Below are 16,975 nucleotides of genomic sequence, written 5' to 3'. Positions count from 1 at the left end.
TCGCCAACCACATTGGCTGAACTCCAGCTCCTTCCAGCTCATTATGTTTTGCGGCACTCTCTCTAGGAGCAGGTTCAGTCCAAATCAGCGGCGACGGCATCGAGCTTTTCAAGGAAATTTCGCCATCCATGATGTGCACCGTGAAAGGCCTGTTTCTGACCCGGCATAAAGCCCGACTGTTCCATCCGCAGATGTGTCCCGGTGGCGGTCGGTATCAAAGTCAATGTTACGATACTTCTGAGATTGTATGCTTCGTCCTCATGGGTGTGGTTCCAGGTGTAGGATAGCCGCCTGTTCGGCTCGACCACCAGAACCTCACAATCCAGCACCCCGCCCCACTCACCTTTGAGCTTGAAACAATGGCCTACGGTCGGAGCGAAATCATTATTCATCAGCCATTCCGCGATGAGGTGAGGCTCCGTCAATGCGCGCCAGAGCTTTTCAGGCCGATGAGGCATTTCACGCTCAACAATTACCGTTCGCACATCATCAGATATCTCGGTCATTGATCCATCCTCTTCAACAGGTCTTCAAGGGCATCGAACTTCTGCTCCCAGAAACCGTTCAACTCTTTCGCCCAATCGATCAGTGGAATTAGTGCCGTGTATTCGGCCCTGTAGTGGCTTTGGCGCCCCTCGTGACGATCACTGACGAGGCCTGCCCTCTTGAGAGCGGCAAGATGCTTTGAGACGACCGGCTGGGACACACTCGTTCCTGCGGTCAAAACCGTAACCGTCTTCTCGCCCTCTCGGCAAAGTCGTTCAAATATCGACCGTCGGGTCGGATCGGATAAAGCTTTGAAAACTTCGTCTCGCATAGTCATCGCTCAATTCATACCCAATTGGTTATGCGTTGATACATAGCCGAATGGCTATACATCAGTCAAGTGCCTTTCGACGAACTGTCCGTAACGACGTGACACACTGACTGACCTGAGAGCCGTCCGATGCAAATAAAATAAGGATGGACAGGCGGAACATGCCGCCTCCGTTATCAGAACCGCTTCTTGAAATTGACCAGGAAACCGTGTTCGCGGTCCCCGTCTGCAGCTATCAGACCACGATATTCAAGCCGTGCTGCTTGTCCCTTTGTCGCCAATATCGCTATCATCACGACCACAGCCGAAGCTGCCCCGACAGTCAGTTCTCTGGCAAGATGATAACCCATGCTAGCGCTGACGCCGGTGGTCGTGAACCTGACGTGCTTGCCATTATCATGCTCACCCACATTGATCGCACCACACCGGTCCGCAGAGTGAGAAGATTGCACCGGAACCAATCACTTTGCCAGAATTCATCGTGACCTTCACCAAGACGACAAATGAGCGGTTGAGCATCATGCGCTCATACACCTGTTCCGGTCTTTCGCCGCTTCAAAAGTGGGAGTGTTGCAGGATGACTACAAACCGACAAACATGACTCTTTTAATCATGTAATTTCTTGCCAGCACTAATACATGAATATATCACTCATGATTGTCAAAATCATGTTGGGAATATTCTATATGCGCTCCGATTGCATGCCTCTTCGCCGTACAATTCTGGCTGGTACATCCCTGATTGCTCTTGCCGCCACGGCAATAGCGCAGGACCAGACCACTGCCTCTCCAACGGAGAATGGTGCAATCGTTCTCGACAAGATTGTGATCGACGGCGGCAGCGGCGGCGTGATCGATGCGGACGGTTATGTGGCGCGCAGCAGTGCGACCGGCGCCAAGATCGACACGCCATTTGTGCAGACCCCGCAGTCCATTTCGTCCGTCACCCAACAGCAGCTTGAAGATCGCAATCCGCAGACCTTGCTCGACGCCATTGCCTATACGCCCAGTGCACGCGTTGGCGGCTTTGGTTTCGATCCGCGGTTCGACTCCTTCACCGTGCGTGGCTTCGACGTCACCTATACCGGTGTCTTTCGTGACAATCTGCGCCAGCCCGGAGCAAGCTCGGCGCTGTTCAAGACTGAACCCTATGGCCTGGAAGGCGTTTCCATTCTGCGCGGCCCATCGTCAGCCCTTTACGGCGCTTCCGGTGCCGGTGGCCTGTTCAACCTGATCAGCAAGCGCCCGACCGAAACCCCGCTTCACGAAGTACAGGTCCAGTACGGTACCAATAATCGTTATCAGACCCAGTTCGACCTCTCCGGCCCGGTCAAGGAAGGCGACCCACTTTACTACCGCCTGACAGGGCTTTGGCGCAACGCCGATACCGAACAACCCTCGGTTCCCGACGACCGTATTTACATTGCACCGGCATTTACGTGGAAGCCCGACGAAGACACGCGCCTGACAATCCTCAGCGAGTTCTCCCGCATCAAAACCGGCGGCACTGCCGCTTATTATTACGATGCCGTAACGGGCAAGGTATCCGACATTTTTGCAGGCAACACTGCCTTCAATGACTCAGTACAAACGCAGGGGCGTGTCGGTTATGAATTTGAAACCCGCCTCAACGACACGTTCGTGTTCCGCCAGAATGCTCGCCTTGCATCGACCAAGATCGGAGCCGACTGGGCCTTTGCCTATCAGGCCAATGAAATCGATCCGTTACTGCTCGACAGCAGCGCAGGCACTTTTGAGGAGCGGCTGACCAGTTTCACAATCGATAATCAACTGGAAGCAAGCTTCGATACCGGCAATTTCGAGCACACGCTTTTGGCCGGCGTAGACCTGACAAAGCTGCAATGGAAGGGATTAAACGGGTATGGCTATACGCCACCGCTGGATACCAGACATCCGTCCATGGGGCGCCCTGTAGCGCCAATCGATTTCCAGACAAAAGACGTTCAGGACCAGCTCATGGCTGGCATCTATCTGCAGGATCAGATCCGCTATGATGCCTGGACCATAACCCTCGGCGGTCGTCAGGACTGGGTCACCACCGACACGAAGAACACCGATCTGGCAACCAGCACGTCCAGCGATTTTGATCAGAGCGACAAGGCCTTCACATGGCGCGCCGGGCTGACTTACGAAACACCTTGGGGCATCACGCCATATGCCAGCTATTCGACAGCCTTTTCGCCCAATGCCGGTGTAAACCGGGCAACAGGCAATCCGTTCGAGCCAACGGAAAGCGAACAGCAGGAAGTCGGGATCAAGTATCAGCTGCCCAACAGCAACACCCTGATAACGGCCGCCCTGTTCAACATCAATCAGGACAACGGTCTCTATTACGAAGTGGTCGAATTGGATGCTGGCCCGGCCAACATTCAGGTACAGCGCGGGAAACTGCGTTCGCGCGGTCTGGAACTGGAAGCCAGCACCAGTCTCGACAACGGCCTCTCCCTCATTGCGTCCTATAGCTACATGCAGACCAGCATCAAGGACGGCCCGGACGGAACAGTGGGCAACGAAATCTCATCTGTACCGACCCACATGGCGTCAGCCTGGGCTCACTATAAGTTGCCTGAGAACAGCTTCCTTTACGGGCTGGGTGTCGGCGCAGGTGTCCGTTTTGTCGGCTCAAGTTACGGCAATGACGAAAATACTATGAAAAACAGCTCGCGTGCCTTTGTCGATGCAGCAATTGATTTCGATTTTGGCGCGATCAAGAAGGACTATGAAGGTGTCAAACTGCAGGTCAACGCCACCAACCTGTTCGACACCAGCAAGCCGGTCTGCTCCGCAGGTTTCTGTTATCGTGATCAGGGCCGCACTGTTGTCGGCAGCCTGAAATATTCATGGTAAGCGCCGATACCAGAAATGAAGCACTGCAAGCTCTCAGGCCCCAAGGCCTGAGAGCACTGTTCCATGGTGACAATGCATGGTGTGCCGATAGTATGATGCTGTCCTGCGAAATGACTGACAGCATGCCTCTGTCGGAATTTCTGTACGGCCCTCTCCTGACGAAAACCCTGCATCAATGCGCAGCCGCCTATCCTGATGTCGACCTGCGGGCGGTTTCTTCGTTCTGGTCGCTCTATTATTTTTCGCTTCTGGTCATTCCCTATATCTGCGCCCGACAAAGTGGAGTGGCCCTTCCGGTCGAGCTCGAGAATATGACCATTGCCATCAATGATCAGGGCTTGCCACGTTCCTTTGGCTTGCCCCACGAAGGGCAAGCTTGTGACGCGCCGGATGTGATGACGGTTATCAGCCATGTCGCAAAAAGCCATCTGAACACTGTCGTTCAAGTCCTGAAAGACCGCACCGGCATCTCACCGAAGCTCGCCTGGAATAATGCAGCGGTCTATATCGACTACGCCGTCAACAGCGCAGCTGAAAACCATTGTCGTGATGGCTGGCCATGTCGCCCGCTTTTTGAAACGCAGATTTTTGACGATGGAACGCGCAACCCGTTTTTTGGGTGTCTGCGTCAAGAAACAGATCATGGCGCCAATTTGTGCCGGCGCAAGATTTGCTGCCTGCGCTATAAACTGCCGGGCGTTGCCGGATGCGGTGAATTATGCGCGCTCCCCGAACTTAGAAAGCAATGAAATGATCCGTCTTGTTGTGTGTCTGACTGTAATCTGGCTGGCCCTCGGTAAAAGCGCTGTTGCAGAGGTAACCTATCCCATTCACGTCAAGGATGCGCTTGACCGGGAAGTCACCATTACCGCCCAACCAAAATCCATATTGCTTGGCAGCGGATTCAATCTGATTGCGTTGTCGCTCGTCCATCCAGATCCCGTCAGTGTGCTGGCCGGTTGGGCCGGTGACCTCAAGGGGGACAATCCGGAAATCTATGCCGGCTTCAAACAGCGCTTCCCGGAAATTGAAAAACTGCCGATCATTGGCGACGGCATTACAGTTTCGGTCGAGAAAATCGTTTCTGTAAAAGCCGATCTGGTCATTCTTTCAGACTGGCAGATGCGCAATGATGAAGGCGTGCAGGCGATCGCCTATCTCGAGAAAATGGGCATACCGGTGCTCGTGGTCGACTTCGGCAATCATGCACTCGAAAATACTTCGAAAAACATGCGCCTGCTGGGCAAGGTACTCAACCGCGAGGAGCAGGCTAACGCTTTTGCCGACTTCTACGACGAGCGCATTGCCCGCATTCGTGATCGAGTGGCGAAGAGCGATGCCGGACCGACTGTATTGCTGGAAGCCTTTCCCAATGCCGATCAATGCTGCTACGCTTACGGGCGAACCAGTATGGGCGAGTTCATCACATTGACCGGCAGCCGAAATATTGCTGCAGATGGACCAGCACAGGGAGGGGTGATCAGCAGCGAATTTATCGTTGCCGCCGACCCGCAAGTTTACATCGCCACCTCATCCCCAGGCGGGAAGTATAGCGGTTTTTCGGTTGGGCCGGGCGTAAGCGAACAGGAAGCGCGCGACACACTTTCAAATGCCCTGAAAAATCCTTTCCGCGCTGGTTTGAAGGCCGTGAACGACAAGCGCGTGTATGGATTGTGGAACTTTTTCAATGCTGTTCCCTTGAATGTTCTGGCAGCAGAAGCCTTCGCCGTCTGGTTGCGACCGGAACTGTTCGCGGATATCAGCCCCGAAGCGACACTGGCGGAAATTAACCAGCGTTTCGCGGCTGTCCCGTTTGAAGGTTCATACTGGATCAGCCTGAAACCCTGACCCCGCATTTTTCTGGCGTATACTGCTATCGCAGGCCGCCAGAAGTCTGAGTGTGGGCGTCCGCAGCCAGACCCGGCCAGTAATAACCATTGCTGGTCGGACGTGGACCGAAAATGGCCTGCCCGACCCGCACCACGGTTGCCCCCTCCTCGATTGCAACCTCGAAATCGCCAGACATGCCCATGGAAAGTCCGTTCATATGCGGATGCACATCAACAACACGATCCCGCAGACCACGAAGCAGGCGAAAGCAGGCGCGCACGCGCGCTGTGTCGGAGCTGAAAATTGCGAGCGTCATCAGCCCACGTGGTTTGAGGCGGGGAAACTCTGAGAGGCGCGCCACGAACGACATGAGATCGTCCGGATGCAGCCCATATTTGCTTTCCTCGTCCGAAGTATTGACCTGAACGTAAACATCAAGATCACGATCTTCCGCGTCCAGTCTGCGATTCAGTTCTTCCGCCAGATGGAAACTATCCAGCGCATGGAATTCCCATGCAAGACGAACAAGATATTTGACCTTGTTTGTCTGCAGATGGCCGACAATGCTCCAACGGATTGGCAAATCGTTCAGGGCCGTTTGTTTGTCGCGCGCTTCCTGAAGTTTATTTTCTCCGAAATCGAGAATTCCGGCCGCATAAGCGTGCCGCAGGATGCGAGCCGGGACTGTTTTTGTGATCGAGAGAAGACGCACATCGTTCGGGTCGCGTCCGCTGCGATGACAAGCCGCGGCGATCCGCGCGCGAACCTCTTTGAAATTGCTCGCGAAAACAGAAGTCGGATCAGCACCGAAACGCGCTATCTCGTCTTTGATTGCCTGCTCCTCAACCGGCTGCGGCTCGACAGATAGTTGCATCGCCAATCTCCCTTCAAGCGCCGATACAAATGCTTGCCGCTGCGCGGATACGACATGGCAACCATCCCGCCAGCTTGTATCACGGAGGTGGTCTGGTTCTCCCATCCACTTCCAGCGCAAAGATCAGACCAATTTCCAAGTCATCCGGTCATGACGATCATTCAACTGCTGACCATTCGAGCACCTATGGCTTCTTGAACGCGCGAAAGGCCGTCGCCAGCTTTTTAACTGCGGCCCCGATTTCTGTCGGCGTATAGGCTGCAAACCCCATCAGAAAACCGGCCTTTCCGTCACCGGCAGCGTAAAGCCCGGACAGGCCGAGGAGCTCGATACCGACACGTTGGGCTGCAGCGACGGCATTGCGCTCCGATAAATCACCGGTGAGCAGACAAGACATCTGTAACCCTCCGGCAGGTACATGCGGCTCGACGAAATCCGCCAGATATCGCTCGATCAGCCTGGCCAGTACATCGCGCCGTTCAGCATAGATGCCGCGCATGGCCCGGACATGCGCGCCGAAATGTCCACCTTCCATAAACCGGGCAAGCGTCAACTGCGCCATCGGTGCGGAATGCCCATCAAGCAGGGTGCGCGCAACGGTCATCGGTTTGACCAGTTGCGGCGGCAATACCATGTAGCCGATACGCAGGCCCGGAAAGAGTGATTTGGTGAAAGTGCCGATATAGATTGTCCGCTCATGCCGGTCGAGGCCTTGTACGCAGGCGGTCGGTTTGCCAGCGTAATGAAACTCGCTGTCATAATCGTCTTCGATAATCCATGTCTGCTGGCGGGCGGCCCATTCGATCAGCGCCAGTCGACGATCCAGCGACAGGGTCGCGCCGGTTGGAAACTGGTGCGAGGGTGTGAGAAACACGGCCTTGGCCTTGAGCGTTTCGCCAACCATCCGCTCGATCACAATGCCTTGGTCGTCCACATTGACCGGAATGGATTCAAGGCCTGCAGCATCGAACGCCTTGCGTGCACCGTAATAAGCCGGGTCTTCGATGAAGATGCGGTCACCGGGGTCGAACAGCATGTTGGCACATAAAGTCAGCGCCTGTTGCGAGCTGGTGAGGATCAGCACCCTGTCAGGTGTCGCGCGTCCTCCGCGTTCCAGGTTCATGTACTCGGCAACAGCGCGTCGCAATGGCTCTGTCCCCTGCGGATGACCATGCAGCAGCGCTTGCGTGCCGGCTTCCTTCAAAACCTGCCGTTCCAGACGTTCCCAAAGCTGAAGCGGAAAATTTCGTGTTTCCGGAACACCGTGAGCGAAAGGTCGTGGCGCCAGCAGCTCGCGTACACCACCGCTTCGGAACATGGCTGCTCCGCGTTTGCTCAGATTGGGCGCCTGATTGCGCAATAGCGCTTCGCGCTGGGAAACGCTGTGTCCGGGTGTGAATTCCGTTATCTGCGCCACGAAACTTCCACTGCCCACCCGGCGGTCGATAAAGCCCTCTGCATGCAGCTGCGCATAAGCCGCTTCGATCGTGTCTCGGGAGACACCCAGCGATTTGGCGAGGCTGCGCGAAGCCGGAAGCGGCTTTCCCGGCCCCAGCGCACCATCGATGATCAATTGCCGGATCGACCGCTGAATACGCGCATGGAGCGGCATTGCCGCATGGGCGGGGTGGGCAATCCAAGCCTTGACGGATTCAAGTTGCGAATGCCTGAACAAATGGACTGGTCCTTTTGTCAAAAATGGATGGGCATATCAGGCCATTAAACAGCTAACTGTCAATCAATCTTTTCAGCCCGACTTGCAGGCCATGTGCCCAATTCCCAGAAGGTTTTTGAGGATGATACCATCCCGTGCTTCAACGTCATCGATCCGCTTGAGCGACCTTGCCCATCCTATCGTGGCGGGCCTAATCTCCGTCATTGTCAATTATGGCGGCACATTCATTCTTGTTTTTCAGGCCGCAAAGGTTGCGGGATTGAGCCCGGAACTGACTGCCTCCTGGGTTTGGTCGGTTTCGATTGGCGTCGGGCTTACCGGCCTTTATCTCAGCTGGCGCTACCGCGAGCCGATCATCACCGCCTGGTCGACGCCAGCTGCTGCCTTTCTTGTAACGGCACTTGCCACCACATCCTACGCCGAGGCAATCGGCGCTTTCATGATTTCGGCTCTCGCATTTGTCATCCTCGGCGTGTCGGGCTATTTCGAGAAAGTCATCCGGCTGATACCACCAAGCATAGCTTCAGGGCTTCTGGCCGGCATTCTGTTGCAATTCGGAATAGGGGCCTTCGGCGGCACCACCACCGACCCGTTGCTGGTTGGACTGCTGATTGTTGCCTATGTGGTTTTGAAACGGCTGTCCGCCCGCTACGCCGTAGTCGGCATTCTCGTGCTCGGACTGGCCTTCCTGCTTCTGCAAAACAGGGTCGACCTGTCTGGACTGCGACTGGAGTTTGCAACTCCAGTCTTCACCATGCCTGCATTCTCTCTCAATGCCCTGCTGTCCGTCGCGCTGCCATTGTTCCTCATCACACTGACGGGACAGTATATGCCGGGGATGCTGGTTCTGCGTAATGATGGTTTCAAGACCAGCGCCAATCCAATCGTTACCGCAACAGGTCTCGGCTCGCTCATCATGGCGCCATTCGGATCGCATGCCTTCAACATTGCGGCAATCACGGCAGCAATCGCGACCGGGCCTGAAGCACACGAAAATCCATCCAAGCGCTGGATCGCCGGTATTGCAGCGGGCGTGTTCTACATTCTCGTCGGCATATTCGGTGTGACGCTCGCAGCTGTCTTCATGGCCTTTCCCGCAAGCTTTATCACAACGCTCGCAGGTCTGGCCCTGTTGGGCACGATAGGCAGCAGTCTGGCTGGAGCCATGTCAGACCCCACGCATCGCGAGGCAGCATTGATTACCTTTCTCGCATCCGCCGCAAACATCAATCTCTTCGGCATCGGCGGTGCTTTCTGGGGACTGATAATCGGACTGGTTGCCTATATCGTTCTCAACGGTCGTCTGCCGCGTCGTGAACGGACCGAATTGAGCGTGAGCGAAGGAGCTGCAAAATGACTGCCAAAAGCACTGGAATGACCACTTCCATCATTTCAATCCAGAGCCAGGTTGTGCACGGGCATGTCGGCAACAGCGCTGCGGTTCTGCCCATGCAGGCCCATGGGTTGAATGTCGCTGCAGTCCCGACGACCTTGCTGTCCAACAATCCGCATTTCGAAACCATGCGCGGGCGGGTTCTCGAATCCGAACTGGTCGGCGATCTTCTGCGCGGCGTCGAAGAGCGCGGATTGATTGAAACAAGCCACTATATTGTTTCCGGCTATCTCGGCTCTCAGGCAAACGGGAATGTGGTCGCCGCGTTCGTCGAACGCGCCCGCCAGATCAATCCCGACATAAAATACATTTGCGATCCGGTCATGGGCGATATGAACCTCGGGATCTTCGTTGCCGATCAGGTGGTGGAATGTATCGTTGAACGGCTTGTTCCGCTAGCCGATCTGTTGACACCCAACCAGTTCGAATTGGGTCTTATCGCACAGACAGATGTAACCTCCTGGGCTGCACTTGAAACCGCGGCGGGGCGTGTGCAGGCACTTCACGGCGCGCAGCTGGTTGTGACCAGTTGCGAACTTGCCGACACTCCTGAAGGCTTGCTGGAAAACATCGTCTTCGACCACGAGACCCGCACGCGACTGATATCGCCGCGCCTGCCGATCGTACCTGTGGGGACTGGTGACCTTTTCACCGGCCTTCTGACCACCAAGCTTACGCGGGGGAATACATTGATCGAGGCAGCCCGCAGCGCCGCTGCAACTGTGCTTGAAGTACTCAGGCGTACCATGGAGGCGGGTGAACGTGACATGCAGCTTGCCAGTGTCATCGATGCGCTCATTCCGAGCGAGAATGCTCAAGAATGAAATTCCAGACGATGCTTGTCAGATGAAATAATAGCTCAGCGCGATGAATCTGCCGGCTGTTCAACTGTTGCCCCGTAGTGCAGTCGGGATTTGCCGTGCAGTGTATCCCTATAAAGGAAACGGAAGAAGAAGGCGTCGCCCGTTCCGCGCAGAAGTCTGGCGAATATCGCGACCAGAACAATGGAGAAAATCAATCGACCGAACAGGACGACATAGATATCCGCGCCAAGAGCCACCACGATCAGCGTATCTTCGATCAGGCTGTGGCACAGCCCCATGAAACTCGACGCGAGAAAGACGTCCCGAGGCTGAATGTGTCCGCGCTGTGCTTCACGGATGATGAGACCTCCACCATAGGACAGTCCCAGCACCAGCCCGACCACGGTCAATGGAGCGGCATTTTTCGATATGCCGAGCAAGCGCAACAAGGGTGAAAGAAGCAGGTTGAGGAAGCGTGTCACATCCAGCGCGTCCATTGTTCTCAGCACGGCCACCAGACCGAGCAGGACGATAAATATCCAGACCAGCGTGGAGGCCGTATCGGCGACGAAGCTGCTCCAGCTTGAATCGTAATGGCCCGGCACCCAGCTCGGCGCAGCCGGTTCTGCCAGCCAGCCGGTATGACTGGAAATCAGGTTGATCCCCCATGCGAAAGCAAGTCCGCCAACAAGCCGTATCAGCGTCGAGACGATCAGGCGCGGGCCAGCCTTTTGTACGATACGCTGTTCGATGGGAAGAGCATGAGCGAAGAGGAAAAGCGAACCGAGGATCGTCACCTGAGCTGTGGTGAGCGTGTCGACCGGCAAGACGGCGAACATCACCACTGCCCCGCTCCACACGCCAACCAGCAGGTTCATAGCCCAAACAAAACCGGCTTCAGGCGGCAGCCCCACGAACTGCATGACGGGAGCGAAAGCAGGAGAAATGGCTTTGATCAAGCCCATCTCGATCGCCAGCTGCGTCAGCACCATCACCGGCAGCATGATCTTGACGAGCGTCCAGTAGACGCCGATCGCCTCGCGCAGGATAACCATGCCGAATGCTGCCAGTCGCTTTGCCAATCCAGTGGCCATCCCGTCCCCTCCGCTTTTGTCCGGAGCGTGCGACAGATCAGGGTCGATGCTTTCGGCTTTGGCGAGCAGAAAATCAGCCCACGCACGCCGATGCAAGCCATATTGCTTATGTTTCACGCGATTTATCGGGATTAGCGAAAGTCCACGACGATGCCGGTTGCGATAATCAGCAGAACCGTTGCGGCAATGACGGTGTAGACGTAATCACGCTCGCGCAGAAAAAGATACATCGTCAGCGCGACCCGGATGATCGGCAGGAGAATGAATACCGCAATACCAGCCTTCACGATGTCATAGCCGTTCAGTGCAAGCGACGGCGGTTCAATAGAAGTCATAACGACTCCGACCGCGATCAAGGCAGAAGCGAACCATGTGCCATACCAAAGAAGCGCTGCAATGATTTTGTCCCGTCGTCCGGCGTCTGCGGTAACTTTCATTCTAAGCCTCCAGAGATCTCTATACCGAAAGCGCTCAGAAGCATCTGGACCGCGAGAACAAGGAGAACCACGACAAAGAAGATGCGCAGTTTTTCCGCCGGAAGGCTCATCAGCAGGCGGGCGCCGACCAGCGCACCGATGACCGAACCAAGCGCAATCGGCCCCGTGATCCCGATATCGATGTCACCGCGAACAAAATAGGCGCTTGCGCTTGCAGCAGCCGTCACGCCGATCATGAAATTGGAGGTGGCGGACGAGACCTTGATAGGAAGTTTCAAGGCGGTGTCCATCGCCGGGATTTTCAAAACGCCCGAGCCTATCCCCAGAAGGGCCGAGACCAGTCCTGCCCCATACATCAGCGCCATGCCCAGCGGAACATGGCCGACGCGATAGTGCACCTCCTGCCCGGATATGTGATCGGGAAAGCTGGAATGCAGTCGCAGGCTTGTTGCGAGGCTCTTCGCATCCGGCATCGCTGAGCCGATTTCGTCGCGCCGCCGTACCAGCATCTGCTTTGCAGAAAGCACCAGAATGGCTGCGAACAAACCATATAGAACCGAAGTCGAAACGATTCCGATCAGAAGCACGCCGGTCAGCGCACCAAGCGTGGTTGCCGTCTCAAGAACGACCGCGAGCCGGACATTGGTCAGCCGTCGCTTCAAAAGCGGAGCCGCGCTGCCGCAAGAGCAGGCGATGACCGAAACAATGCTCGCCCCGATAGCGACGTGAATATCCACGTCGAAAAACAGCGTAAGCGCCGGCACGATGAAGATGCCGCTTGCCATGCCCAGCACGCCACCGAGCGCGCTTGCCCCGAAAGCCGCTATGAACAGCCATAAAGCCAACATTTCACCCCCCGGCTATCTTTGGCCGCGCGGTCGCCGGGCCAGGCGAGTGACAAAGCTGATGAGATCACCGCGATAGTGAAGCTTTTCGTAGTCGATTGCCCGATGCCCCTCGGTGTAGGACGTGCGCTCGATCAGGAAGACAGCGCTGCCCGGCTCGACTGCGAGGGCCTCCGCAACATCTGGCGAAGCAGTGATAGCCTCCAGCCGATACTCCGCCTCGACAAGCGGCAGATCATATTTGTCTTCCAGCAGTGTGAAGATCGGCTCGACGTCCAGATCGTGCGTAACAATCTTCTCACCGATTTCACGTGACAGATATGTTTCATCCAGAGACATGGCGACGCCGTCGGCAAGCCGAACGCGCCGGATCCGCATCACCAGAGCTCCGGACGGCAGAGCGAGCTGACGCGCAACGTCTGCATCGGCTGGCACTATCTCCGTGTCAAGCAATCGTGCCGTCGGCGCGCGGCCAAGCGCCTGCATGTCTTCGACGAAACCGGTCAGCTCCGTCAATTCCTGCGTGACTTTGGGCTGGGCAACGAAGGTTCCCTTGCCGCGACGAATTTCGACAAGGCCACGCGCGACCAGATTCTCGATGGCCTTGCGAACGGTCGTCCGGCTGACTCCGAAACGTTCGATCAGGCGATCTTCTGGAGGAAGCTGACTGCCAGCAGGCAGAGCACCGGCTGAAATATCGTCCGCCAGCGATGTTTCCACCTTGGCATAGAGCGGAGCATGATCTTCTGCGATTTTCATCAGAAGATAGTGACATCATGATGTCATGATGTCAATGAAACTCACCCGGCTGAGTGAACCTTTTCATTAGTTGTTTGTTAACCATGCTGGAGGACATCGCCATGCAGTTGATTTTTTGGATTGAGTTAACAGCGATCCTGGCCGTCAGCGCTGTTGTCTTCGGCATTACCTGGATCGAGATCCACAGAAAATGACGCGCTTGTTACTTGCCGATCAGATTTGGCTCTGGTCAGGCGTCATTTTTTCAACGGTCGTAGGCCTTTATCTGCTGTGGAGATTGCCCCATTGATTTCAGTGGGCGCTCCCTGTTACCGCGCAGTATGCTTCAGATAATCCCTTTCAGGCGCAGAAGCCCGAAGGCGGCAATAGTACTCGCATCTTTGATATCGCCACGAAGGATCATCTCGACGGCTTCCCCGATAGGAAAGCGGCGGCAGATGAGCCCCTGCTCTTCGGCATCGAGGTTGGGCTTTCCCATTTTCAGTCCTGTAGCGAGAAAGATATGGCACTTGTTAGCCGCAAAGCCGTAGGCTTCGTAAGTCTCTCCGAAATAGACCATTTCCTCAGCGGTCAGCCCGGTTTCCTCTTGCAGTTCTCCACGAGCCAAAGTGAGCGGATCGACGTTCTCCTGCTCCTGCCAGGCCCCTTGCGGAAGCTCCCAGAAGCGGCGCCCGACGGGATAGCGGAACTGTTCCACTAAATAGACGCCGTCTTCGTCATCCATTGCGAAAATCAGTGCGGCATCGTTTTTCTCGACAACGCCATAAATGCTTTCGCTGCCGTCCGGATAAACAATGCGATCCTCGCGAACCTTCATCCAACGATTTTCGTAGACCCGTCTGGATCCCAGTGTTTTTATTTCCGACATCCAGCCTCCGGTCGAAACCTGCCGCTCTCTTTTACAGGCTAGCGTTAAGGCTTTCCCATCGCAACAGACGGTTGAGTTGACGCGAAAACTGCGCCAAGGTGTCGGCCATGATTGATTGGCCACTCATATTTGCCAGCCTGCTAGCTATCGGCGTGGCAGTGTTCCTGATCTACTGTTTTGCAGTGATGATTTTTGCCAAGCCAGACGGCAAGCCCGTCGAGCCGACGACAATCGACACGGTCGATATGCTCCCCTTCATGAATCATGACGCTGATTGATATCCCGGTCTCAAATGCCAGCTGCCCGCGCATCCCGGAATCTGTCCGAGCGCAGCACTACCACGCGAATTTTCCTTGTTCACTGGATGTTTTGGCATTGAATGCCTCGTTTTCAACGGGGCGACAGTGCTAAAAATGCTCCCAGCAAGAAATAGAATTATTCTTAAAAACAATGCCCGAAACACAACATCACAAGAATGTAATTTAGTACATTTTATAACATCATTATATCATAAACAGACTCCACGATCAGCTCTATATCTTGCCATTGGAGATGCAGACCATGATCCACTCGACATCGAATACAGTCGCCTCAGGCGCACCGGAAGCCGGTGTTCGTGCGTTTGGCAATTCCGGCAGGCTTCAGGAATTGCTTGCCAAAGTCGAAGATGCCAAGCGCAAGGCCAACAACAGCTTGCGACGCGCCCAGTCCGCGCCTGAGCCACATGTAACGACGAATTCCATTTTCGTGTCTCTCTACGAAGAACATCTGCGAGACCGGGAATTGTTGTTTTCATCATTGCGGCAGCTTGATGATATGCGCAAAAATGCGAGTATCTGAGGCGACGCATCCATGAACATGCTTTGCCGTGAAAGAATGACCCAGAATTACGATCAGCCTGAATACGCCGCGCCTTCTGCCGATCTGTCCCGTATGGCTTTGACCGAGGAGCTCGTTTCGCTGAGCCTTCGGCTTGAGGTTGATCGCGGTCCTGATCCAAGCCGGGCACCGATCACCGACAATGAGGTCGATGAACTGGCGGAACAGCTCTTTCACGAAGCAGGAGACGAACCGCTCTGGGTTTTCGCCTATGGCTCCCTGATCTGGAAGCCGGATTTCGAGGCGGTGGACTCGCGCGCCGGAACGGCGAGCGGCTGGCACCGTTCATTCTGCCTTCGGCTGACCCGCTGGCGCGCAACGATGGCCCAGCCGGGCCTTATGCTGGCGCTGCGACCGGGCGGCAGCTGCAAGGGTATTGCTTTCCGGCTGTCCGATGAGGACCGCCTTGGACAATTGCGTCGAATGATCCGGCGCGAAATCAGTTCGATTGACGATGCCTATTCCATCCGCTGGGTTTCGATCGACACCGAGGATGGACCAATACGTGCGCTCGTTTTCTGGGCCGGACCGCGTGGAGACAGGCTTTCGGACAACATGCCCCTGACGTCCGTGGCACAATTGCTTGCGCGCGCCTGCGGGCATATGGGCTCCTGCGCCGAATATCTCTATCTCACCGTCAAGCATCTGGAAGAAAAAGGCATCCGCGACCGCAATCTCTGGGAGTTGCAGCGCCTGGTCGCCGAAGAGATCATCAGCATTTATTGCGGGGATATGCCCACGCAGAGCCTGAAACCAGCCTGAACGGAAAGCTGCGCGCTAGTCCTGATAGGCCAGACTATCACTGAAATTGCCGCTGAAATTGCGCCCGGCTTCACGGGCGATATTGGCCACAAGCGTGATCAGGCGCGTCGCTGCGCTTTCGAGATAAATAGCGCTATAGCTCGTCGCCGGGAAAACGGCATTGGTGTTCAGCACCTGCAGCTCACCTGTCCGAAGCTCTTTCTGGATCACCACCGGCGGAATGACGGAAATACCGACACCAGCCGAAATCATGTTGATCGTCGTGGTGAGCGAATTGGAATAATGAACGGTCGCGTCTTTCAGGCGCTCTTCGGTGAAATAATTGATGATCTGCTGATAATTATAGGAACCGCTCTCATAGGAAATGAGATTGCAGCCAAGCAGGTCATCGCGTGACAGCATGTCTTCAGCCCCGCCCGGAAACTGATTGCTGCGCGATATCCAGAACATGCCGAAAGTGCATATGTCGACGATGCGCAGGTTGGGCGTAGGCTCGGGCTTGATGGCAAAAACGATGTCGAGTTCCCGCTGCTCCAGCTTCTGCACGATCCCTTTCGATGATGAGGTCGTGATCGAGATGCGTATCTGCGGATAGCGTTGGCGGACGATATCGAGAATACCCGGCAATATGGTCATGGCGAGGCTCGGAACAATACCAATCTTCAGCGTGCCTTCAAGCCCGTTCTGCGGACTCAGGCTTTCCACCAGATCATGATAACGGCGTACGACATCGCGCGCGCCCTCGACAAAAGCTTCGCCTTCCGCCGTCAGATTGACGTCGCGGGCATCGCGGTCGAAGAGCCGGAACCCCAGTTCCTGCTCCATCGCGCCGATACGATTGGATATCGCCGCCGGGGTCATATTGAGGCGAGCCGCCGTCGCCCGGAAATTACGCAGTTCCGACAACCAGATCACCGTTTCCAGAAAACGGATATTCATGGACGGGCATGTCCCTTCCCATTTCAATCACCCGCGCGCCTGCGTTTCTTGAAGTCCCTTATAGCGCTGCGGGCAATCAGATTCGTCCTTTCCTTCTAAGACACTTGCGGGATGAAAATAAGCAAATAGTCAT

The 16,975-nt window shown here is 55.6% G+C and carries 19 protein-coding genes; 8 read left to right on the top strand and 11 right to left on the bottom strand.

From position 1 onward, the window contains the following. Nucleotides 1-74 precede the first annotated feature (74 nt). From FG152_RS00200 to FG152_RS00190, 3 genes are all read right to left on the bottom strand, one after another. Nucleotides 75-506: an SRPBCC family protein gene (locus tag FG152_RS00200; RefSeq protein WP_010659317.1), complete on the bottom strand. Its 432-nt coding sequence runs from the start codon at nt 504-506 to the stop codon at nt 75-77. Continuing rightward, nucleotides 503-823 carry an ArsR/SmtB family transcription factor gene (locus tag FG152_RS00195; protein WP_010659318.1) on the bottom strand — a complete coding sequence of 107 codons (321 nt, stop codon included), beginning with the start codon at nt 821-823 and terminating at the stop codon, nt 503-505. Before FG152_RS00195 ends, FG152_RS00200 begins: the two co-directional genes overlap by 4 nt. A 170-nt stretch (nt 824-993) precedes the next feature. After that, complete coding sequence (locus tag FG152_RS00190; RefSeq protein WP_029376022.1) at nt 994-1,227, bottom strand: hypothetical protein; 234 nt, start codon at nt 1,225-1,227, stop codon at nt 994-996. A 243-nt stretch (nt 1,228-1,470) separates the two neighbouring features. Between FG152_RS00190 and FG152_RS00185 the strand changes: the two genes are divergently transcribed. The 3 genes from FG152_RS00185 to FG152_RS00175 are packed head-to-tail and all read left to right on the top strand — an operon-like array spanning nt 1,471 to nt 5,532. Further along, nucleotides 1,471-3,684 (top strand): TonB-dependent siderophore receptor, encoded by a 2,214-nt coding sequence (locus FG152_RS00185; protein WP_424945435.1) that lies wholly within the window; start codon nt 1,471-1,473, stop codon nt 3,682-3,684. Then, a complete protein-coding gene (gene fhuF, locus FG152_RS00180) occupies nt 3,678-4,433 on the top strand; it encodes a siderophore-iron reductase FhuF (RefSeq protein WP_010659321.1) in 756 nt (251 codons plus the stop codon). Before FG152_RS00185 ends, fhuF begins: the two co-directional genes overlap by 7 nt. Before the next feature lies 1 nt (nt 4,434). Continuing rightward, nucleotides 4,435-5,532, top strand: a complete 1,098-nt coding sequence (locus FG152_RS00175) for an ABC transporter substrate-binding protein (RefSeq protein ID WP_036577601.1) — start codon at nt 4,435-4,437, stop codon at nt 5,530-5,532. A gap of 25 nt (nt 5,533-5,557) precedes the next feature. On the opposite strand, the gene FG152_RS00170 is transcribed toward FG152_RS00175, so the two are convergent. Continuing rightward, nucleotides 5,558-6,388, bottom strand: a complete 831-nt coding sequence (locus tag FG152_RS00170; protein WP_010659323.1) for a YggS family pyridoxal phosphate-dependent enzyme — start codon at nt 6,386-6,388, stop codon at nt 5,558-5,560. A gap of 184 nt (nt 6,389-6,572) precedes the next feature. Beyond that, entirely contained in the window at nt 6,573-8,063 is a 1,491-nt protein-coding gene (gene pdxR / locus FG152_RS00165; protein WP_010659324.1) for a MocR-like pyridoxine biosynthesis transcription factor PdxR, read from the bottom strand. A 121-nt stretch (nt 8,064-8,184) separates the two neighbouring features. On the opposite strand from pdxR, the gene FG152_RS00160 reads away from it, so the two are divergent. Together FG152_RS00160 and pdxY are read left to right on the top strand one after the other, a co-directional pair. Further along, nucleotides 8,185-9,420, top strand: coding sequence for a benzoate/H(+) symporter BenE family transporter (locus FG152_RS00160; protein WP_010659325.1), 1,236 nt, complete (start codon nt 8,185-8,187; stop codon nt 9,418-9,420). Beyond that, nucleotides 9,417-10,280, top strand: a complete 864-nt coding sequence (pdxY, locus tag FG152_RS00155; protein WP_010659326.1) for a pyridoxal kinase — start codon at nt 9,417-9,419, stop codon at nt 10,278-10,280. The genes FG152_RS00160 and pdxY overlap by 4 nt, the downstream gene beginning before the upstream one ends. A 35-nt stretch (nt 10,281-10,315) precedes the next feature. Here the strand turns inward: pdxY and FG152_RS00150 are convergent, their stop codons facing one another. The 5 genes from FG152_RS00150 to FG152_RS00130 form a co-directional block, all read right to left on the bottom strand. Beyond that, a complete protein-coding gene (locus tag FG152_RS00150) occupies nt 10,316-11,470 on the bottom strand; it encodes a nucleoside recognition protein (RefSeq protein WP_235916911.1) in 1,155 nt (384 codons plus the stop codon). Nucleotides 11,471-11,484: 14 nt separating this feature from the next. Next, nucleotides 11,485-11,790 (bottom strand): DUF1634 domain-containing protein, encoded by a 306-nt coding sequence (locus FG152_RS00145; protein ID WP_010659328.1) that lies wholly within the window; start codon nt 11,788-11,790, stop codon nt 11,485-11,487. Further along, on the bottom strand, nt 11,787-12,638 hold the full coding sequence (locus tag FG152_RS00140) for a sulfite exporter TauE/SafE family protein (protein WP_010659329.1): 852 nt from the start codon (nt 12,636-12,638) through the stop codon (nt 11,787-11,789). The genes FG152_RS00145 and FG152_RS00140 overlap by 4 nt, the downstream gene beginning before the upstream one ends. Before the next feature lie 12 nt (nt 12,639-12,650). Further along, nucleotides 12,651-13,394 (bottom strand): GntR family transcriptional regulator, encoded by a 744-nt coding sequence (locus tag FG152_RS00135; protein WP_010659330.1) that lies wholly within the window; start codon nt 13,392-13,394, stop codon nt 12,651-12,653. A 325-nt stretch (nt 13,395-13,719) separates the two neighbouring features. Further along, the gene (locus FG152_RS00130) at nt 13,720-14,262 is read right to left on the bottom strand and encodes an NUDIX domain-containing protein (RefSeq protein ID WP_029376026.1); all 543 of its coding nucleotides are present in this window, start codon (nt 14,260-14,262) and stop codon (nt 13,720-13,722) included. A 107-nt stretch (nt 14,263-14,369) separates the two neighbouring features. On the opposite strand from FG152_RS00130, the gene FG152_RS00125 reads away from it, so the two are divergent. The 3 genes from FG152_RS00125 to FG152_RS00115 all read left to right on the top strand — a co-directional run bounded on the left by FG152_RS00125 (nt 14,370) and on the right by FG152_RS00115 (nt 15,903). Then, nucleotides 14,370-14,540: a hypothetical protein gene (locus tag FG152_RS00125; RefSeq protein ID WP_155243286.1), complete on the top strand. Its 171-nt coding sequence runs from the start codon at nt 14,370-14,372 to the stop codon at nt 14,538-14,540. Nucleotides 14,541-14,823: 283 nt separating this feature from the next. Further along, entirely contained in the window at nt 14,824-15,102 is a 279-nt protein-coding gene (locus FG152_RS00120; protein ID WP_010659332.1) for a hypothetical protein, read from the top strand. A gap of 36 nt (nt 15,103-15,138) precedes the next feature. After that, nucleotides 15,139-15,903, top strand: coding sequence for a gamma-glutamylcyclotransferase (locus FG152_RS00115; RefSeq protein WP_226622641.1), 765 nt, complete (start codon nt 15,139-15,141; stop codon nt 15,901-15,903). Nucleotides 15,904-15,918: 15 nt separating this feature from the next. Here the strand turns inward: FG152_RS00115 and FG152_RS00110 are convergent, their stop codons facing one another. After that, nucleotides 15,919-16,842 carry a LysR family transcriptional regulator gene (locus tag FG152_RS00110; RefSeq protein ID WP_010659334.1) on the bottom strand — a complete coding sequence of 308 codons (924 nt, stop codon included), beginning with the start codon at nt 16,840-16,842 and terminating at the stop codon, nt 15,919-15,921. Nucleotides 16,843-16,975: the final 133 nt, after the last annotated feature.

It is taken from the genome of Ochrobactrum sp. XJ1 (assembly GCF_024701725.1).
Taxonomy (GTDB): domain Bacteria; phylum Pseudomonadota; class Alphaproteobacteria; order Rhizobiales; family Rhizobiaceae; genus Brucella; species Brucella anthropi.
Note: the sequence above shows the minus strand (reverse complement) of the source record. Positions and strands in the feature narration are given on the sequence as shown.